The following is a 15842-nucleotide window of genomic DNA, read 5'->3' as shown; positions in this document are numbered from 1 at the left end:
TGGAGTTCAGCGTCGCTGTGCTGGGGTGGACGGCGATGTGCCGGGGCGAGCTGTGAGCTTCGCCGCCTGGGGCGTGGGCGTCCGTCGGGCGGCGAACAGCGCGGCGCGTCCGGCGTCGGTGAGCGAGACCGGCTGACCGGCGTGCACGGGGTGGCTGGTATCCCGGACGACCAGGTCGGCGTCCTCCAGCCGCTGCAGCTCGGCGCGCGGGATGCGGGTGCCGGAGGCGGCGGTGACGGACATGCGGCCGGTCAGCAGGTGTTCGTAGAGCTTGGCTCCGCCGGCGATGGCGAGCAGCGCCGCCTGGTCGTCCGTCGAGAGCGGCTTCGTGTCGGGCGCCGAGGCCGCCGTGGCAGCCTCGATGGGTTCCAGGGCGGCGAGTACCTTCCGGGCGGCGGCATCCCGCGCGTTGGTGGCCTCCTCCAACTGGTCCACGGTGCGGTCGATACGCGTGAACAGGGCGTCGTCGACGTCGAACTCGCCGCTGCTGAGGCGGTTGAGGAGTGCGAGGTAGAAGGTGACGCCGATCTGGGTGTCGGCCAACTCACGGTGCTGGTCCACCAGGTGGGCGTGTGGCTCGTCGAGGATTCCGCGGTCGCGGTAGGCCCACAGGGTGTCGATGTCGTGGCCGGTAACGGCTTCGAGGCGGTGGTCGAGCGGGGAGACCGCGCGCCGGGTTGGTGTCGGCGCGGGTGCAGGGGGCATAGGCGAGGCTCCGTGCGTTCAGCGGGTGTAATGGTGCGCGGGGTTATGCGCGGGACGGGGCAGACCCGGTAGCGCGGTGGGCGGGGGACCGGGCCGGGGTGCAGACCCTCGGGTGGTCAGCTGCGGGGAGCGGGAGCGTGCCGCGTGGGTGCGGGCGCTCAGCGGCCGGCGCGTCATCCCCAGGCGGCGGCCGACCTCGTCGTAGACGTCGTTGCCCGCGCGCGGCCGGACCGCAACCACGTGGATCTCCTTCGAGTGCGCGGACTCCGCGGGCGCCGGGCGGACGCAGTAGACGACGCGCCACTCCTTGCGTGCATCCACGACCAACTTGCGGTAGCCCTCCAGGTCACCGTCGAGGCGTAGCCCGAAGCTCTGGGCGTTCACGACTTTCTGCAGGTCAGCGAGGGCGAGATCGCGGATATCGCTGGGTGCCTGGAGGAGATCAGTCAGCACAAACGGGTGGAAGCTCAGCCCGAAGGCGGGCTGTCCCTGTCCCGCAGTCATGGCGTCGGCTCGTCCGGCTCGGCGGGCCCGGCGTCCTCTGCCATGCCCTGCGTCTCCTTGTCCGTACGTGCTGAGGGGGGCGGGCCGGGCAGGAGCCGGTGCGCCGGACGCTCGGGGGACGTCATGCAGGCCGACAGGGGACCGCCCGGCGCGCGGATCGCCGCGACGGCGTGGGTGAGGAAGTCCCGGTGCCACACGAACAGGCCGCTCAAGCCGGCCTCTGGCTCCTTGTGCTGCTGGTAGGCGAGCCACAGGGCGTGGAGCCAGGCCACGACGTCGTCGTGCTCCTGCCACTTAAGGCACCAGGGCGCCGCGGTGGTGACCTCGGCCCCGTACACCGGGAGGAGGAAGTCATCGACCCAGTCGCTGAGCGCGTCGAGTTCGTCCTCGCGTTCCTCTCCGTCCAGTTCCAGGATGGGGCGGGGCTCCGGCGGAGTGGCGGGAGGCGGGCCGCCGAGCCCCGGCATTCCGAACGCGGCGAACGACGCTCCGCCCGGCGCCGGGTCGGACGCGAGATGATCGAGTTGCTGGGCCTGTTGCGCCGACTGCTCCATGAGCCGTCGGACGCTCGCCTCGATTCCCTCCAGCTGCGGATCCGGGATGCGAACCGGCTCCAACTCCCCGCCGTCCGCGGGTTCTATGGATTCGGGCATGAAAGAGTACGGCCTCCTACGAGACGCGGAATGGCAGGAAAGCGGAAGCGGCGAAGCACAAAACCGGCCGGCGGGTTACACACGCACGCTCCGGCGGGATGCCGCCGATGGGCTTGAGATGGGGCGCCGATTCCCGTAGCGGGGGACGCGGTTGCGGCTCAGACGGTGAGAACCACGTCGTCCTGCGTGAGGGTCTGCCGGATCGTCTCGGTGAGCCGGTCAGCCGCGATCGACGCGTAGTGCTCGGTCTTCTCCACGCCGATGAAGTCGCGGCCTTCCAGCAGGGCGGCGACGCCCGTGGAGCCGGAGCCGGCGCAGAAGTCGAGCACAGTGCCGCCCTCGGGGCTGATCTTGACCAGCTCGCGCATCACCTCGACGGGCTTCTGCGTGATGTGCTGACGCTTGGCCCCCGAGGGCTGCGAAGCGCTGTAGAGGCCCGGCAGGTAGACGGGGTTCCGCGAGCCGTCGATCGCTCCCTTGGATGCCCAGACGATGAACTCGCAGTTCTGGGTGAACCGGCCTTTCTGGGGCCTGGCCTGGGGCTTGTGCCAGGCGAGGACCCCGCGCCACAGCCATCCGGCCGCTTGGATCGCGTCCGTGGTGGTGGGCAGCTGGCGCCAGTCGGTGAACAGCAGCGCGGTACCGCCGGTACGGGTGAGGCGGTGGGCTTCGGTCATGATCTGCGTCAGCCAGAACGAGTAGGACCGCTGGTCCATGTTCTCGCCGGTGAAGTCGGCGAGGTCGTTCTTGGCATCGGCGGAGGTGTACTTCTGCTTCGCGGAGCGGGTGGTGCGCTCCTTCGCGGTCCGGCCCCCGCTGTTGTACGGCGGGTCGGTGATGACGGAGTCGACGCTGTCGTCCGGCAGGCCGGCGAGGACGCTGAGAGCGTCGCCCTGGTGCAGGGAAAAAGGCAAAGAGGAACCCCGATTCGGGTGTGGAAGCACGGTGGGAACTACTCCGCTCGCATAGGAGTCCTCGCGGGCTGGAATGTGGGCATGCGAAAGCCCAGGGCCGCAGACCGAGGAGGGCGAGGGGGAGTCCAGAAACTGTAGAGGCGAATTGGCCGACGACCAAGAAGTGCCTTGCTGATGTGCCGGATTCCGGCACATCACGCCGACTTTTTGGTCAACGGCCAATTCGCGCCTACTGTTTTTGAACCGCCCGGCGCACACCGCCGCTGGCCACTCCCCCGCCACACCTCCCGGAGGTTTCCCCCTTGCCGCGGCACACCTAGCTCCCGGCCCAGCCACGTGGAACGAGCGGCAACTCGCCCACGCCGGCCAGCACCCTCATGCCCACCCCGGCCGCCGCGCCCTTCCACCACGCCTCGCGCACGCGGCACGCCGGACACCGCAACCCCGAAGGACACGCTCATGACGTCTCGCCACCCACCCCTGCCCGAAAACTCTGACCGGCGAGCGGTCGACTCCGGTTGAAGTGGCTCGCCGCCGCCATCGGCGTCGTCTTCCTCTCCCCGCTCCTGATCGGCGGCACCGGCATGATGCTGGCCTCCTCCGCCGACGCCGTGCAGACCAATGGCTCCCTCAGCGGCTGTCTGACCGACATCGACACGGACAAGGTCGCCGAGCAGGTCACCAGAATCCTCGACGGCGCGTCCGGCAAAGACGTCCGTGTCGAGGGCCTGGACCTGCCCGACGAGCAGGTCCCCAACGCATCGACGATCGTGGCCACCGGCCTCTCCCTCGACGTCCCCAAGAAGGGACAGATCATCGCGCTCGCCACGGCGATGCAGGAGAGCCGGCTGCGCAACCTCAACTACGGCGACCGCGACTCGCTCGGCCTGTTCCAGCAGCGCCCCTCCCAGGGATGGGGCAGCGCCCAGCAGATCCGCGACCCGGCCTACGCCTCCGAGCAGTTCTACAAGCACCTGCTCAAGGTGAACGGCTGGCAGCAGATGACCGTCACCCAGGCCGCCCAAGCCGTCCAGAAGTCCGCCCTGCCGGACGCATACGCGCAGTGGGAGAACCTCGCCACCGCACTGCAGGAAGCCATCGCCAAGACCTTCCCCAGCAGCGGCAACGACACGGACGGCAAGGATCCGGCCCAGGACAGGCAGCCGTCGACCGGCTGTGCGCCGGGCCAGGACGGTTCCGGTTTCGGCCGCATCCCCGAGGGGAGCGTCCCGAAGGGATACACGATCCCCAAGGACGCCGACCCGAAGGCACGCACGGCCATCAAGTGGGCCATGCACCAGCTCGGCACGCTCTACCAGTGGGGCGGATCCTGCACCAACGCGCACGGCCCAGACCCCATGGACCGCTGCGACTGCTCCAGCCTGATGCAGCAGGCGTACGCACACGCCGGCGTCACCCTCACCCGCACCACGTACACGCAGATCAACGAGGGCAAGACGGTCTCGCCCGCCCAACTCAAGCCCGGTGACCTGATCTTCAGCCGCGGCACCGCAGCCCGGCCCGAACACGTCGGCATGTACGTGGGCGAGGGCCTCGTGATCGAGGCGCCACGCACCACCAAGCCGGTCCGGATCACCCCGATCAAGGACTGGACGATTCTCGCCGCACGTCGCGTCCTCTGACGCCACCCCCGCCCGGCCGCTCCAGACGGGACGCCGCCGCGGCCACTTCCACGCCCCGAGGGCACCTCCCCCTCCGCTTCCCCCTTTCCCGCCGGCCCTCGCCTGGCCCGCGTATGCAAGGAGCCCCGCCACACCTATGTCCCTCCCTCTCGCAGACCGCGTCATCCAGCTCGCCTACGACCCAGGAATCTCACCCAAGGGCGGCGGCCTGCCCGGACTGAGCGTGCTGAAGAACGTCGTCAACTCGATCAACCTGTTCGGGATCATCGCCGTCGTCGGCGCCCTCGCCGTCTCACTCGGCGTATGGGCCTGGGGCCACCACACCGGCGGCCACCAGGCTGAGGCCAACGGCAAGAAGGGCGCGACCGTCGCCGCGGGCGCCGCCCTCGGTCTGGGCGCCGCGAACGGCATCGTCGCCTTCTTCTCCGCCCTCGGCTCGCAGGTCCGCTGATGCAGAAGCGATTGCGGAACCTCTCGCTGTCCTCGTACGGCGCGGGCTGGTCGGCCAACCAGCGCATCGCGCTCGTCACCTGCGTCGTCGCCATCCTGCTCGCCATCGCCGGGACCGTCGCCCTGCTGACCAGCAGCGGCAACGGCCACCAGGCCCCGGACACCGCCGCGCCCGCCCCCGCTGACAGCCCGCCCTCCTCCGAGACCGCCCCGAAGCCCACGGCCGGGTCAGGGTCGGTGCCCAAGCCCCCGCAGATCGCCGAACCGGTCGCCTACGCCAAGGCAGCCGCACAGATGCTGTGGTCCTACGACACCCGCGACACCACCCGCGACCAGCAGCTCACCGGCATGCGCGCCTGGATGACCAAGCAGACCAAATACGCCGACTGGGCATCCGTCTCCGGCCAGGTTCCCGACCCGGTGCTGTGGTCGCGGATGGCCGACCAGGACCAGCACGCCACCGCCGGCGTCACCGAGGGCCACTACCCCTCCGCGTTCAAGCAGGCGCTGGCCGACGACCCGTCCGCGATCACCGAGGCATACATCTACGTCGTCACCGTCAACGGCAAGCAGCAGATCGCCTGGAAAAAGGGGGGCGGCGGAGCCGAGGAGCGCGCCGTGACCCTCGCCGTCCAATGCCGCCCGAACCACGACTGCACCCTGGCCGCCATCGCACCGAACGTCACGCAGTGACCCGCGCCGCAGACACGAAAGGAGGAGTAACTCCCCGTGGGTTTTTGTGACTTCCCCCTGGCAGACCAGCTGTGCGCCGTCGGTGACGCGGTGGAATTCGCCTCGGACCCCGGCAAGGCCATCGGTGACTGGATGGCCAAGTCCACCGGTGAACTGGCAGCCGCAGCAGCCGATCTGGCCGCCGAGGCGGTCAACACCACCACGAAGGTGGACCTCAACGCGACGTGGTTCGTCGACAACTACGAGATGCTGCTGCCACTGGGCCTGGTCCTGCTGGTCGCCACATTCTGCGCGCAACTGGTCCGGGCCGCCATCAGACGCGACGGACAAGCCCTCGCGCAAGCCTTCACCGGCACCATGAGCGGCGTCCTGTTCGCCTTCTGCGCCATCGCCCTGACCACGGTCGCCGTCGAAGTGGTCGACGCCGTCAGCGACGGCCTGTTCAAAGCCGCGCACCTGGACATCGCCTCGGCGGTGCGCCGCATCGTGAAGGTGAGCCAGATCCCGGGCCTGTCCGGGCTGGGCTGGCTCGTTGCGGTCGTCGCCGGGCTCGGCGCCGCCATCGGCGCGTTCCTCTACTGGTGCGTGATGATGGTCCGTAAGGTCGGCATCCTCGTCATGGTCACACTGGCCATCTTCGCCGCCGCCGGCGGCGGCTGGGAGGTCGCCCGACGCTGGCGCAAGGGCTGGATCGAAGCCACCGCCACCCTCGTCGTCAGCAAGCTCTTGATGACCGTGATCTTCGTCCTCGGCATCGCCGCCATGGGCAAAACCGAGGCCAAGGACGGCATCGCCGCTCTAGCCGACGTCACGGCCGGCATCGTGATCATGATCCTGGTCCTGCTGTGCCCGTACGCCGTCTTCAAGTTCGTGCACTGGGCAGCCGACGGCACCGACGGCGAGTCCATCCACCGGGCGGGCGGCGCCGGAGCACAGATCGCCAAGGCCCACGCGGAAAAGGCCGCACGCAAGGCCGCCGCCGCTGCGGCCACCGCCGGAACCGGTGGCGCGGCAGCCGGAGCAGCCGCCGCACCGCAGGGCCCCGACGCCGCTGGCGGTTTCCCCGGCGACATCGCCGCCAACCCGACCGGCGCAGGCGGAGAAAGCAAGGAAGGCCCGCAGAGCGGCGGCACAGGCGGATCGCCCGATGGCAATGCCATCAAGTCCGGCCTGGAGAAGGCCGCCCAGCCCGCCCCGACAAGCGTGTCCGACAACACCAACGGCCAGATGGGCGGCAGCCCGGGACCTGGCGGATCCGGAGCGAACGCCGCCTCCGGCCAGGCCAGCGGATGGCAGTCCATCCCGCCGACCACGACCCCGCCGCCGCAGGGCGCACCGCCGTCCCCCGGCTCACAGAACGCCACGTCCAGCGGGCCGGCCTCACCGCCGCCACCTCCGACCGGCCTCTGATCCCCTGCCCGACACCCGCGGGCGGGACGTGCACGCCACCTCCTGCCCCCGGGATCCACCCGCGCCACCAGGACCCGCCCCTTGAATGATCTCTCCGTCGCCCCGGGCACGGTGAAGTTCCCCCACCGGTCCCGCCGCGGCATCCTCCTCGGCCTCTCCCTGCCCCAACTCGTCCTCGTCTCCAGCGCGTTGGCGCTGCTGCTGGTCACCGTGGTATCCACCGGGCTGCTCGGCGCCCTCGCCCTGACCCCGCTGTGGGCCGCGGTCGCCGCCCTGGTCGCCGTCCGCCGGAACGGCCGCTCGCTGATCGACTGGGCGCCGATCGTCACCCGCTACGCGCACCGCCGCCGCACCGGCCAGACCCTGTGGCTCGCCCGGCCGGTCACCCGTCCCCGCCAGGACGGCATCCTGCACCTGCCCGGCACCGCCGCCTCCCTGCGCGTCGTCACCCCCGGCGACTCCGCCAACGGCGCCGCCGCCGTCCACGACCCGCACGCTCAGACCCTGACCGCCGTCGCCCGCGTCTCCTCACGCGCCTTCGCACTCCTCGACCCAGCCACCCAGAACCACAACGTCGCCGGATGGGGGCGGGCCCTGGCGGGCATCGCCCGCACCGGACACGTCGCCACCGTGCAGGTCCTGGAACGCACCGTGCCCGACAGCGGCGACACCCTCGCCCGCCACTGGACCCACCATGGCCGCCCCGAAGCCCCGGTCGCCGGACAGGTCTACAGCGAACTCGTCGCCGCCGCAGGACCCGCCGCCGCCCCGCACGAGGCATACCTGGCCATCTCCCTCGACCTCAAGGCCGCCAAGCGCCTCATCAGCCAGGCCGGCGGCGGACTGCCCGGCGCCTTCACCGTCATGCAGCAGACCACCGCCGCCATCGCCCAGGCCGCCCGCAGCGCCGGACTGACAGTGACAGGCTGGCTCACCGCGCGCGAGATCGCCGCCGTCATCCGCACCGCCTACGACCCGGGCGCACTGTCCGCGCTGCAGCAGTGGTCCGACACCGGTCGGGCCGAAGCCGACCCTGCCGCCGCCGGGCCGGTGGTCCAGGTCGAGGAGTACGACCGGCTCGCCACTGACTCCGCGCGGCACGCCACCTACTGGGTCGAGGACTGGCCCCGCACCGAAACCTCGGCGGGCTTCCTGCACGGCCTGATGTTCACCGCCGGCGTCCGGCGCAGCCTCTCCCTTATATACGTGCCGCAGGGGCTCGAGTCCGCGCTGCGCGACGTGCAACGCAAGAAGGCGGCGATCATCGCGGACGCCAACGAGCGCGCCCGCCGCGGGCAGGTCGACGCCGAAGCCGACTCCGTCGAATACGCCGACGTCAAAGCCCGCGAACGCCAGCTCATCGCCGGGCACGCCGATGTAGCGCTGACCGGGCTGCTGACCGTGTCCGCCGAGACCGACACCCTGCTCGATGCCGCGTGCGCGCAGATCGAGACTGCCGCCGTCACCGCCCAGGTCGACCTCAGAAGGCTCTATTACCAGCAGCCCGACGCCTTCACCCTCGCCGCCCTGCCCCTCGCCCGCACGGCCCTTTAACTCCCCTCCCGCCGCGATTGCCGATGCCCCTCACCGACCACACCCACCTCATCCAGGAACTGCACGCCCTGCTCGCCTCCTGCCAGGACCTCGCCGCCCGCCACCAAGCAACCCTGGAGCCCTACCGCGACGAAGACGGCTCCGTACGAGACGACGCCTACGTCGACTACGACGAGGCCCGCACCACCACCGCGATCGAGGCCAGCGACCACCTCGATACGGTCGTCGCCCAGCTCATTCGGCTTGTCGGCCCGCCCGCACTCCAGACCTTCACCCTCACCTTCGCCGGACGCGAGCGCCACGACGGCGAACGGCCCACGAGCTTCGCCGTCCACGCCACCGGCCTGGACGAGGCCCGCCGGGTCATCGAGACCCTTCCCGGCTTCCGGCAGTGGCGCGAGGCGAACGCCTCCGACAGCCCGGCGATCACGGGCCCGGATCTACTGTTCCTGCCTGAGCAGAGCCACCCCGGTCTGCGCGCCCCCGGGGAGTACGCCGACCTGCGTCCCGAGCAGCCGCCCGCCGTCCCGGCTGCCACCAACCGGCCGACCGGCACCGGGATCCGGCCGACCACCCCCGCCTCTTCCTCCAGGCCCCGCACCCGCTGACCTCGCCGTTTCGCGGCGCAAGGACCCTCTTGAACACACCCCACCCCGACGCTCACCCCTACCTGCGCGCCTCCACCGCCGGCCTGCGCCACCACACCCGCGCCCACACCGCCTCCGGCGCTCCGGCCGACCGTCTGCACCTGGACACGCTGCACGCCCACCTCACCGCCGCCCACCAGCTGCTCGACCAGCTCGCCGAGGCCACCCGGCCCCCGCACCCCGCCGCCGGACGGCACCTGGCCACCGCGCACACCCGGCTGTGGCAGTCCGCCGCCGCCGTGCACGACGCCTTCCACCTCCTGCCCGTCGCAGACGAGCCCTTGGCGGACACGGGCTGCCATCCCGAGCGGCTGCCGGAGGGACCACCGGTTCTGACCATCTGCCAGCGCCACCTCGCCGCAGGTCACGTCGTCCGCCGCAAGACCACCCCCAGCGACCTCAACACCCCGCTGCACGGCCACACCACCACCTGCAGCCGCTAACCCCCGACCACCGAAAGGCCCTCCGCATGCGCAAGCTGAAGCGCTCCACCGCCACCGCCCTCATACTCGCCGCGCTCGCCGGCACCACCGCCCTGGCCACCGCCGCCCCGGCAACCGCCGCCGGCTACCAGTGCAAGACCAGCAGCGACTCCGTCGACGACCCGTCCTACACCGGTCCCGACTCCGACAACTGGGATCTTGAGGTGACGCTCTGCGCCATGAGGTCCGGCGGCTACATCTACACCAATGCCACCGTGTACTGGGACGGCCCCTACACGGCCAAGAACCGCAACACCTACACCTTCAACAACGCCAAGTTCCAGCTCCAGACCAAGCGCAGCGTCCGCGGCACGGACCCGGTCGTGAAGTCCGCCGCCTACAACGGACTTGAGTACGCGCTCGAACACAGCAGCATGCACGGCAACGGCTCCTACTCGACAGGAACCCTCAAGCACAAGGCGGGATCCGGCAGCCGCTACCTCGCCGACGGCTACATCCAGCTGGACTGGTCCGGCGACGGCAAGGGCTACCTCAAGCCGATCCTGTTCACTGCCTCGCCGGTCGTCTGACCCTCCGCGCCGCGTCCAGACCGCCCGCCTTCGTGAAAGCCGCCCGTTCATGAGTCACCGGCCCGCGCGCCGAGCCCGCCGCGCCAGCGCCAGCCCCCTGTTCACCCCACACGGTACCGACCGCGCCTTCCGCAAAGCCGCCCGTCGACAGCTAGCCGAGGCCACCGCGAAGGCCCGCGCAGAAGCCGCCGTCCCCATCCCTGGCGTCGGCGGGCAGGAGGAGGAGATGCCGCCGCCGCTCTTCCCGCCCGCGGGGCGACCCGGCCCCGCGTCCGCCCGCCACAACAGGCTCAAGCTGCCCGCCCACCGCATGACCACCGCCACCGCGAGCGGGGCGTACCCGTTTCTCGCCGAAGGCGGTCTCGGCGCCGAGGGCATCTACGTCGGCCGCGACGTCCACGCGGAGGCGTCCTTCTGTTTCGATCCGTTCGCGCTGTACGGCAGGGTCGAGGGCTTCACCAATCCGAACGTCCTCCTCGCGGGCGTGATCGGGCAGGGCAAGAGCGCGTTGGCCAAGTCCTTCGCGCTGCGGTCGATCGCCTTCGGATACCGGGTCTACGTGCCGTGTGACCCGAAGGGTGAATGGACGCCCGTGGCGCAGGCGCTGGGCGGCACCTCGATCGCGCTCGGGCCGGGCCTGCCCGGGAAGCTGAACCCGCTGGACGCTGCCCCGCGCCCGGCCTCCGTCCCGGAAGCTGACTGGGCGGGCGAGATCCGCAAGCGCCGCCTGCTGCTGCTCGGCTCGCTGGCCCGCACCGTGCTCGGGCGGGACCTGCTGCCCATGGAGCACACTGGCCTCGACGTCGCCCTGGACGCCGTCGTCACCCGCGCCGCCGCGACCGGACGCACCCCGCTGCTCGGCGACATCGCCGCCACTCTCAACAACTCCGACGAACTCGACACGGTCGGCGGCATCATGTCCGGCCGCCTCGGCGACGCCTCCCGCGATCTCGCCCACGCCATGCGCAGGCTGGTCCACGGCGACCTCGCTGGCATGTTCGACGCCCCCAGCACGGTGGCCTTCGACCCCACCTCGCCGATGCTGACCATCGACCTGTCCCGCCTGGGCGGATCCGGCGACGACACCGCCCTCGTCCTCGCCATGACCTGCGCCTCGGCGTGGATGGAATCCGCGCTATCCGACCCGAACGGCGGAAGGCGCTGGATCGTCTACGACGAAGCCTGGCGCCTGATGCGCCACCCCGGCCTCCTGCAGCGCATGCAGTCCCAGTGGAAGCTGAGCCGCGGCCTGGGCATCGCCAACCTGATGGTGATCCATCGGCTGTCCGACCTGCTCACCGCGGGCGACGCCGGATCCCGCGGACGCGCCCTGGCCGAAGGTCTGCTCGCCGACTGCTCCACCCGCATCATCTACCGCCAGGAGACCGACCAACTCCACGCCGCAGCCGCCCTGCTCGGCCTGACCTCGGTGGAGACCGACGCGATCTCCCACCTCAACCGCGGGCGCGGGCTGTGGAAGGTCGCTGGACGATCTTTCATCGTCCAGCACCTCCTCCACCCGCGCGAGCTGGCGCTCTTCGACACCGACGCCCGCATGCACTGAAACACAAGAGGCTCATGAATCCCGATGTCCAGCGCGAAGTGATACCTCGCGACGACACCCTCCGCCTGATCGACGCGCTCGACGTCATGACGGCCAAACTCCTCGACGCCGCCGAGCAGTGGGAGCTGCTGGACCAGAGCGGACACGTGCCGGCCGCGCCCTCCTACGCGGAGCTGCTCCAGCACGCCGCCGATGCGCAGGACCTCTCCCGCGACGTCCTCCGGCTGGCTGCCGACTTCGCCCGGAGCCCTCACAGCACGAACCGGGCCGGCAGCGCCGTACTCGCTCACCTCGCGACAGCGGCCACCCTGTCGAGCCACGCCGCACCACACTTCACCGAGACCGCGGAGACCGCCCTATCCCTATCCCTCTCCCGCTCCTTCGGCCCGACCGACCGGACGTACCCGGAGAACCGCATGGTCATCGACCACGCGACAGCCCGCGCCTACCTGCGGCGCACCTCGGAATCGCTCCGTGACGCGGCCAAGGAACTCACCGCACACCTCGACTTCCGCCGCTTCTTCCCGACGCCTTCCCAACGGCAGAGCCCGGCGCCTGCACCGCCCAGGCCAAGCACACGCCACCGCTAACCCACGCCGAAGCACCCGCGTCGGCATCCCACCGCAAGGAGTCCCCTGAACCGCCCCGCCCATTTCAGCGACGCCGACTGGGCCGAGTACCAGCAGTGCCAAGCCGAGCACGACGACGTCATGGCCCAGGTCGCCGAGCGCGAAGCACAGCTGGAACACGACCTGATCGCCAGCTACGACGAGTACGAACTCGATGTCAGTCCGGTTCCGAAGCCAGAATCCGCCCGGACTCGCCGGACGCCTCCGCCGCACCGCACTCCGGCCTCCCGCAGGAGGAGCCGTGGGCGCTGACAAAGAGAGCACCCCACAGGCTCGCCGCGCGGCGCTTCCCGACCACCGCAACGTGAACACTCCATGGTGGCAGGAGCTGTGGGGCCGCCACGCGCACATCACCACGCCCCTGCGCGAGCGCGGGCTGGAGTGCGACATCGAGTACGGCCTCAGCTCCTACATCGTGCGCGTATCGCTCCCCGACGACAGCTTCCTGATCATCGGCCCGCCGCAGGAGCCCGCCTCCGACCGCCCGCCGGGAAACCCGGAGGGCTGGATCGCGACCCGTGAGGACCCCGACGACCCATCTCTGTTCGAGGTCGTCTACGACTCGGCTCCCTCCGCCGACCCCCGTGCCCCCCAGCGGCCCGAAGCCCGCCACGGCGGCAACGCCACGCCCCTGATCGAGGCGATCGACCATCGCCTTGCCCAACTCGGGCTGCTGCCACATCCCGTCTCCCCCACGGGAATCCCGCACGCGCAACAGGCCGACGCCGCCGGACGGGCCCCGGACGTCCCCGATACAGCAGACCGCGCCTCCGTCTACGTCTGCGGCAAGGCGATGCTCGCTCTGACCGACCGGCTCAACGGAGCCGAGTCGCACGCGGACGCCGCTGCCCTGCTGCACCAGGTCCTGGATCCGGTCAACGGCCTGCTCGAACGGCTCGGCGAGTTCTTCGAAGCCGCCGGGGAGAAGGCCAAGGAAGCCGAGGAGGACGACGGCTTCGACCTGTCCTACGACCTCGCCGACGCCGCCGCCGAGATCCGCAACCTCGCAGAGGTCCTGCACGTGGCCGAGGACCGGATGCGGGCACTGACCCCGCCTCTGCCGACACCGCGGCTCCCGTCCGCCCCGGCCCGTCCGCCGTCCCCTCCCTCGCGAGCCCTGCCGCCGGCACCGCCACGGCACAGGCGCTGACGCGGGACCACTGTCTCCTCCGAGGACATGACTTCGCCCCGAAGCGACCTGTCCGCCTTCGCCGCCGCCCTGGCCGTCCGTCTGCCCGGCGCCTGGACGAGCGAGTACCACCGCCACCCTGCCTACGCCGATCAGTTCACCCTCGCCGAAAGGAGGTGCCGCTGTCCGATCCCGACCAGCGGATGCTGCTGCACGACGTGGCCGACCGGCTGAACTCTGTCGCCGACCAGCTCCCACTCCCTGACCAGATCCACCCGGATCCAGCACTGAGCGAGATCCTCGACGACGAAGTCCGCCACCTGGCTCGCCTGCTGGGATTCCTGGCTGGCGAGAGCGCCTTCCGGTACCGGGCCACCGCCCGCTCCCCCGCCCGGCCCACGGCTACGGTGCGCCGAACGACCCTCGCCCTCGCGTCCGCCGCCGCCCCCACCGGGCTTGCGCTCTCCGCGCTCGGTGCCGCCATTTACCACCTCGGCCAGCTCGCCGACCTCGCTGACCAGGCCCCCGGCCCCGCCCGCACCCGGGCCATCACCACCGAGCACCACCAGCTCGTGGACCGCCTCGGCGACAGCCGCCTCCACCTCGCCCGCGCCGCGAAGCACCTACGGGCCGCCGCAGACACCCGCCCTCCACCGGCCGCGAGCGGCCCCGCGGCGGCACCTGCCCCACCGGCCGCGCCCGCACGCCGCTCCTCACGCTGACCCGCCCCACAGACACCCGCACGCACAGAAGCAGCGTCAGGAGCACGAAGCCTCACGCCCCCACCGACCGACGAATCGATCCAACGGCCCATGTCCTTCTCCTACGTTGAGCACCACACGCTCACACCCCACGACCTGGCCTTCTTCGAAGCCCTGCTCGCCCACACCCAACTGCCGGACCACCCTCGTGGCGAAGACTGCCCCGCGCCCGAAGACCCCTGGTCTCTGCACATCACCAGCACCTGCCACCGCCACGATGGCACCTGGCGGGAGACCCTCTGCGTCTTCCGGCGCACCGATCCCGAGGACGACCTGCACGCGCAGTACGTAGAGATCCACTTCACCCAGGACGGCCGCGCCCTGCCCGGCTTCGGGCTCGAAGACCTCTCCACCGCCCCGCACATCACTCCACACGCAGCCAGACAGGTCGGCGATCCGGCCGTCCTACGCCCCCGCCAGACCCGTCCACGCAGCCGGTGACCCCAGCCCGCACAGGACGAAGACGCCCTTCCTCCGCCGAGCACCGAGCCGTCCCTCTTTCCGGCCGAACTCGTCATCCGCCTGCCGGGGAGGTGCCCGGTGCTGTATCTCGGCACTCCCTCGGGGCCTGACATACGGGCCGCGATGAGCGCCGGACGCCTCGGCTGCATGACCACGCCCGCACAAGGCAGCCGCATCCCCGACGGCGCCCTGTACGCGTGCGACAACTCGAAGTTCGGCAGCGACGGAAAAGGCCGCTACTGGCCCGGCGCCGAGGCGTGGTTCGCGTGGCTGAGCCGGACCGTCGAGCGGTACGGGCCGGATCGCTGTCTGTGGGCGCTCGCCCCGGACCAGCCGTTCGACGCCGCCGGCACTCTCACCGAATCCCTGCCGTGGCTGGCCCGGATCCGCAAACTGGGCGTACCCGCGGCCTACGCGGCGCAGGACGGCTGCGATGCACCCGGTCTGTTGCCGTGGGACGCCTTCGACGTCCTGTTCCTGGCCGGATCGACCGAGTGGAAGCTGGGGCCGGTCGCGGAGCGGCTGGCCCGGGAGGCGAAAGCTCGCGGCAAGGGCGTGCACATGGGCCGCGTCAACTCCCGCCTCCGTCTGGGGATAGCGGAGTGGTTCGGCTGCGACAGCGCCGACGGCACCTACTTGGTGTACGGGCCCGACAAGAACCTGCCCAGGCTCCTGAGCTGGCTCAACGAACTCGACGGCCGCCCCTCTCTCATCGGCGGCACCCAGCCCGTCGGCACTCCCGACGCACCGCCGAGGACCCCACGTCCGCGCGGAGAGTCCCGGTCACGCGCACTGCCCGGTCAACCGGCACCCGCGAGATCGCACAGACCTCCCTCCACGCAGGCAGGCGCTCCCGCAATCGCGACATCCCAAAGTCCACGTGCCCGAACCCGCTGAACAGCCCATGCTGCAACGGTTGAAGCAGTTGCCCTCGCACTGCACCGCGCGGCCTTCGAAGCCGTCAACGCCACCGGACGTCGCCGGAAAACACACCGCGACGTCCAGCCCCTCCTCGCCGACATGCGCGCTCCAGCCCTCCCCCGCATGACTCGGAACACCAGCACACCCACGCGACGCCACGTCCCTGACAGCTACTGCTTCGGGGCAATCCC

The 15842-nt window shown here is 70.9% G+C and carries 18 protein-coding genes; 14 read left to right on the top strand and 4 right to left on the bottom strand.

Annotated features, from left to right (window positions below; all coding sequences use genetic code 11):
* Positions 1 to 6 precede the first annotated feature (6 nt).
* The 4 genes from PBV52_RS45575 to PBV52_RS45560 all read right to left on the bottom strand — a co-directional run bounded on the left by PBV52_RS45575 (position 7) and on the right by PBV52_RS45560 (position 2776).
* On the bottom strand, positions 7 to 705 hold the full coding sequence (locus PBV52_RS45575; RefSeq protein WP_274247415.1) for a hypothetical protein: 699 nt from the start codon (positions 703 to 705) through the stop codon (positions 7 to 9).
* Positions 706 to 723: 18 nt separating this feature from the next.
* Positions 724 to 1209 (bottom strand): hypothetical protein, encoded by a 486-nt coding sequence (locus PBV52_RS45570; protein WP_274247412.1) that lies wholly within the window; start codon positions 1207 to 1209, stop codon positions 724 to 726.
* Positions 1206 to 1763 carry a DUF4913 domain-containing protein gene (locus PBV52_RS45565; protein ID WP_274249968.1) on the bottom strand — a complete coding sequence of 186 codons (558 nt, stop codon included), beginning with the start codon at positions 1761 to 1763 and terminating at the stop codon, positions 1206 to 1208. Before PBV52_RS45565 ends, PBV52_RS45570 begins: the two co-directional genes overlap by 4 nt.
* A 257-nt stretch (positions 1764 to 2020) precedes the next feature.
* Entirely contained in the window at positions 2021 to 2776 is a 756-nt protein-coding gene (locus tag PBV52_RS45560) for a site-specific DNA-methyltransferase (protein WP_274247411.1), read from the bottom strand.
* A gap of 518 nt (positions 2777 to 3294) precedes the next feature.
* Between PBV52_RS45560 and PBV52_RS45555 the strand changes: the two genes are divergently transcribed.
* From PBV52_RS45555 to PBV52_RS45490, 14 genes are all read left to right on the top strand, one after another.
* Positions 3295 to 4419: a C40 family peptidase gene (locus tag PBV52_RS45555; RefSeq protein ID WP_274247410.1), complete on the top strand. Its 1125-nt coding sequence runs from the start codon at positions 3295 to 3297 to the stop codon at positions 4417 to 4419.
* 136 nt (positions 4420 to 4555) lie between these two features.
* Positions 4556 to 4870, top strand: coding sequence for a DUF6112 family protein (locus PBV52_RS45550; protein ID WP_274247408.1), 315 nt, complete (start codon positions 4556 to 4558; stop codon positions 4868 to 4870).
* The gene (locus PBV52_RS45545; RefSeq protein ID WP_274247405.1) at positions 4870 to 5562 is read left to right on the top strand and encodes a hypothetical protein; all 693 of its coding nucleotides are present in this window, start codon (positions 4870 to 4872) and stop codon (positions 5560 to 5562) included. The genes PBV52_RS45550 and PBV52_RS45545 overlap by 1 nt, the downstream gene beginning before the upstream one ends.
* A gap of 36 nt (positions 5563 to 5598) precedes the next feature.
* A complete protein-coding gene (locus PBV52_RS45540) occupies positions 5599 to 6972 on the top strand; it encodes an ATP-binding protein (RefSeq protein ID WP_274247403.1) in 1374 nt (457 codons plus the stop codon).
* A gap of 81 nt (positions 6973 to 7053) precedes the next feature.
* Positions 7054 to 8526, top strand: a complete 1473-nt coding sequence (locus tag PBV52_RS45535; protein WP_274247401.1) for an SCO6880 family protein — start codon at positions 7054 to 7056, stop codon at positions 8524 to 8526.
* Between the two features lie 23 nt (positions 8527 to 8549).
* Positions 8550 to 9134, top strand: coding sequence for a hypothetical protein (locus tag PBV52_RS45530; RefSeq protein ID WP_274247399.1), 585 nt, complete (start codon positions 8550 to 8552; stop codon positions 9132 to 9134).
* A gap of 29 nt (positions 9135 to 9163) precedes the next feature.
* The gene (locus PBV52_RS45525) at positions 9164 to 9616 is read left to right on the top strand and encodes a DUF6238 family protein (RefSeq protein ID WP_274247398.1); all 453 of its coding nucleotides are present in this window, start codon (positions 9164 to 9166) and stop codon (positions 9614 to 9616) included.
* 26 nt (positions 9617 to 9642) lie between these two features.
* Positions 9643 to 10185 carry a hypothetical protein gene (locus PBV52_RS45520; RefSeq protein ID WP_274247396.1) on the top strand — a complete coding sequence of 181 codons (543 nt, stop codon included), beginning with the start codon at positions 9643 to 9645 and terminating at the stop codon, positions 10183 to 10185.
* 49 nt (positions 10186 to 10234) lie between these two features.
* Positions 10235 to 11749, top strand: a complete 1515-nt coding sequence (locus PBV52_RS45515; RefSeq protein ID WP_274247394.1) for an ATP-binding protein — start codon at positions 10235 to 10237, stop codon at positions 11747 to 11749.
* A gap of 14 nt (positions 11750 to 11763) precedes the next feature.
* Positions 11764 to 12339, top strand: coding sequence for a hypothetical protein (locus PBV52_RS45510; protein ID WP_274247392.1), 576 nt, complete (start codon positions 11764 to 11766; stop codon positions 12337 to 12339).
* Positions 12340 to 12619: 280 nt separating this feature from the next.
* Complete coding sequence (locus PBV52_RS45505; RefSeq protein WP_274247390.1) at positions 12620 to 13528, top strand: hypothetical protein; 909 nt, start codon at positions 12620 to 12622, stop codon at positions 13526 to 13528.
* 155 nt (positions 13529 to 13683) lie between these two features.
* On the top strand, positions 13684 to 14229 hold the full coding sequence (locus PBV52_RS45500) for a hypothetical protein (RefSeq protein ID WP_274247388.1): 546 nt from the start codon (positions 13684 to 13686) through the stop codon (positions 14227 to 14229).
* 90 nt (positions 14230 to 14319) lie between these two features.
* A complete protein-coding gene (locus tag PBV52_RS45495) occupies positions 14320 to 14709 on the top strand; it encodes a hypothetical protein (RefSeq protein ID WP_274247386.1) in 390 nt (129 codons plus the stop codon).
* Between the two features lie 144 nt (positions 14710 to 14853).
* Positions 14854 to 15627, top strand: a complete 774-nt coding sequence (locus PBV52_RS45490) for a hypothetical protein (protein ID WP_274247384.1) — start codon at positions 14854 to 14856, stop codon at positions 15625 to 15627.
* Positions 15628 to 15842 lie beyond the last annotated feature (215 nt).

This window comes from Streptomyces sp. T12 (genome assembly GCF_028736035.1).
In the GTDB taxonomy this organism is placed as follows: domain Bacteria; phylum Actinomycetota; class Actinomycetes; order Streptomycetales; family Streptomycetaceae; genus Streptomyces.
The sequence above is the reverse complement of the archived record's forward strand: the minus strand, read 5'-3'. Positions and strand labels throughout refer to the sequence as shown.

Coding starts and splice junctions, on each gene's coding strand:
- PBV52_RS45575 (WP_274247415.1), bottom strand. CDS start 705: ATGCCCCCTGCACCCGCGCCGACACCAACCCGGCGCGCGGTCTCCCCG.
- PBV52_RS45570 (WP_274247412.1), bottom strand. CDS start 1,209: ATGACTGCGGGACAGGGACAGCCCGCCTTCGGGCTGAGCTTCCACCCG.
- PBV52_RS45565 (WP_274249968.1), bottom strand. CDS start 1,763: ATGGAGCAGTCGGCGCAACAGGCCCAGCAACTCGATCATCTCGCGTCC.
- PBV52_RS45550 (WP_274247408.1), top strand. CDS start 4,556: ATGTCCCTCCCTCTCGCAGACCGCGTCATCCAGCTCGCCTACGACCCA.
- PBV52_RS45545 (WP_274247405.1), top strand. CDS start 4,870: ATGCAGAAGCGATTGCGGAACCTCTCGCTGTCCTCGTACGGCGCGGGC.
- PBV52_RS45530 (WP_274247399.1), top strand. CDS start 8,550: ATGCCCCTCACCGACCACACCCACCTCATCCAGGAACTGCACGCCCTG.
- PBV52_RS45520 (WP_274247396.1), top strand. CDS start 9,643: ATGCGCAAGCTGAAGCGCTCCACCGCCACCGCCCTCATACTCGCCGCG.
- PBV52_RS45515 (WP_274247394.1), top strand. CDS start 10,235: ATGAGTCACCGGCCCGCGCGCCGAGCCCGCCGCGCCAGCGCCAGCCCC.
- PBV52_RS45510 (WP_274247392.1), top strand. CDS start 11,764: ATGAATCCCGATGTCCAGCGCGAAGTGATACCTCGCGACGACACCCTC.
- PBV52_RS45495 (WP_274247386.1), top strand. CDS start 14,320: ATGTCCTTCTCCTACGTTGAGCACCACACGCTCACACCCCACGACCTG.
- PBV52_RS45490 (WP_274247384.1), top strand. CDS start 14,854: ATGAGCGCCGGACGCCTCGGCTGCATGACCACGCCCGCACAAGGCAGC.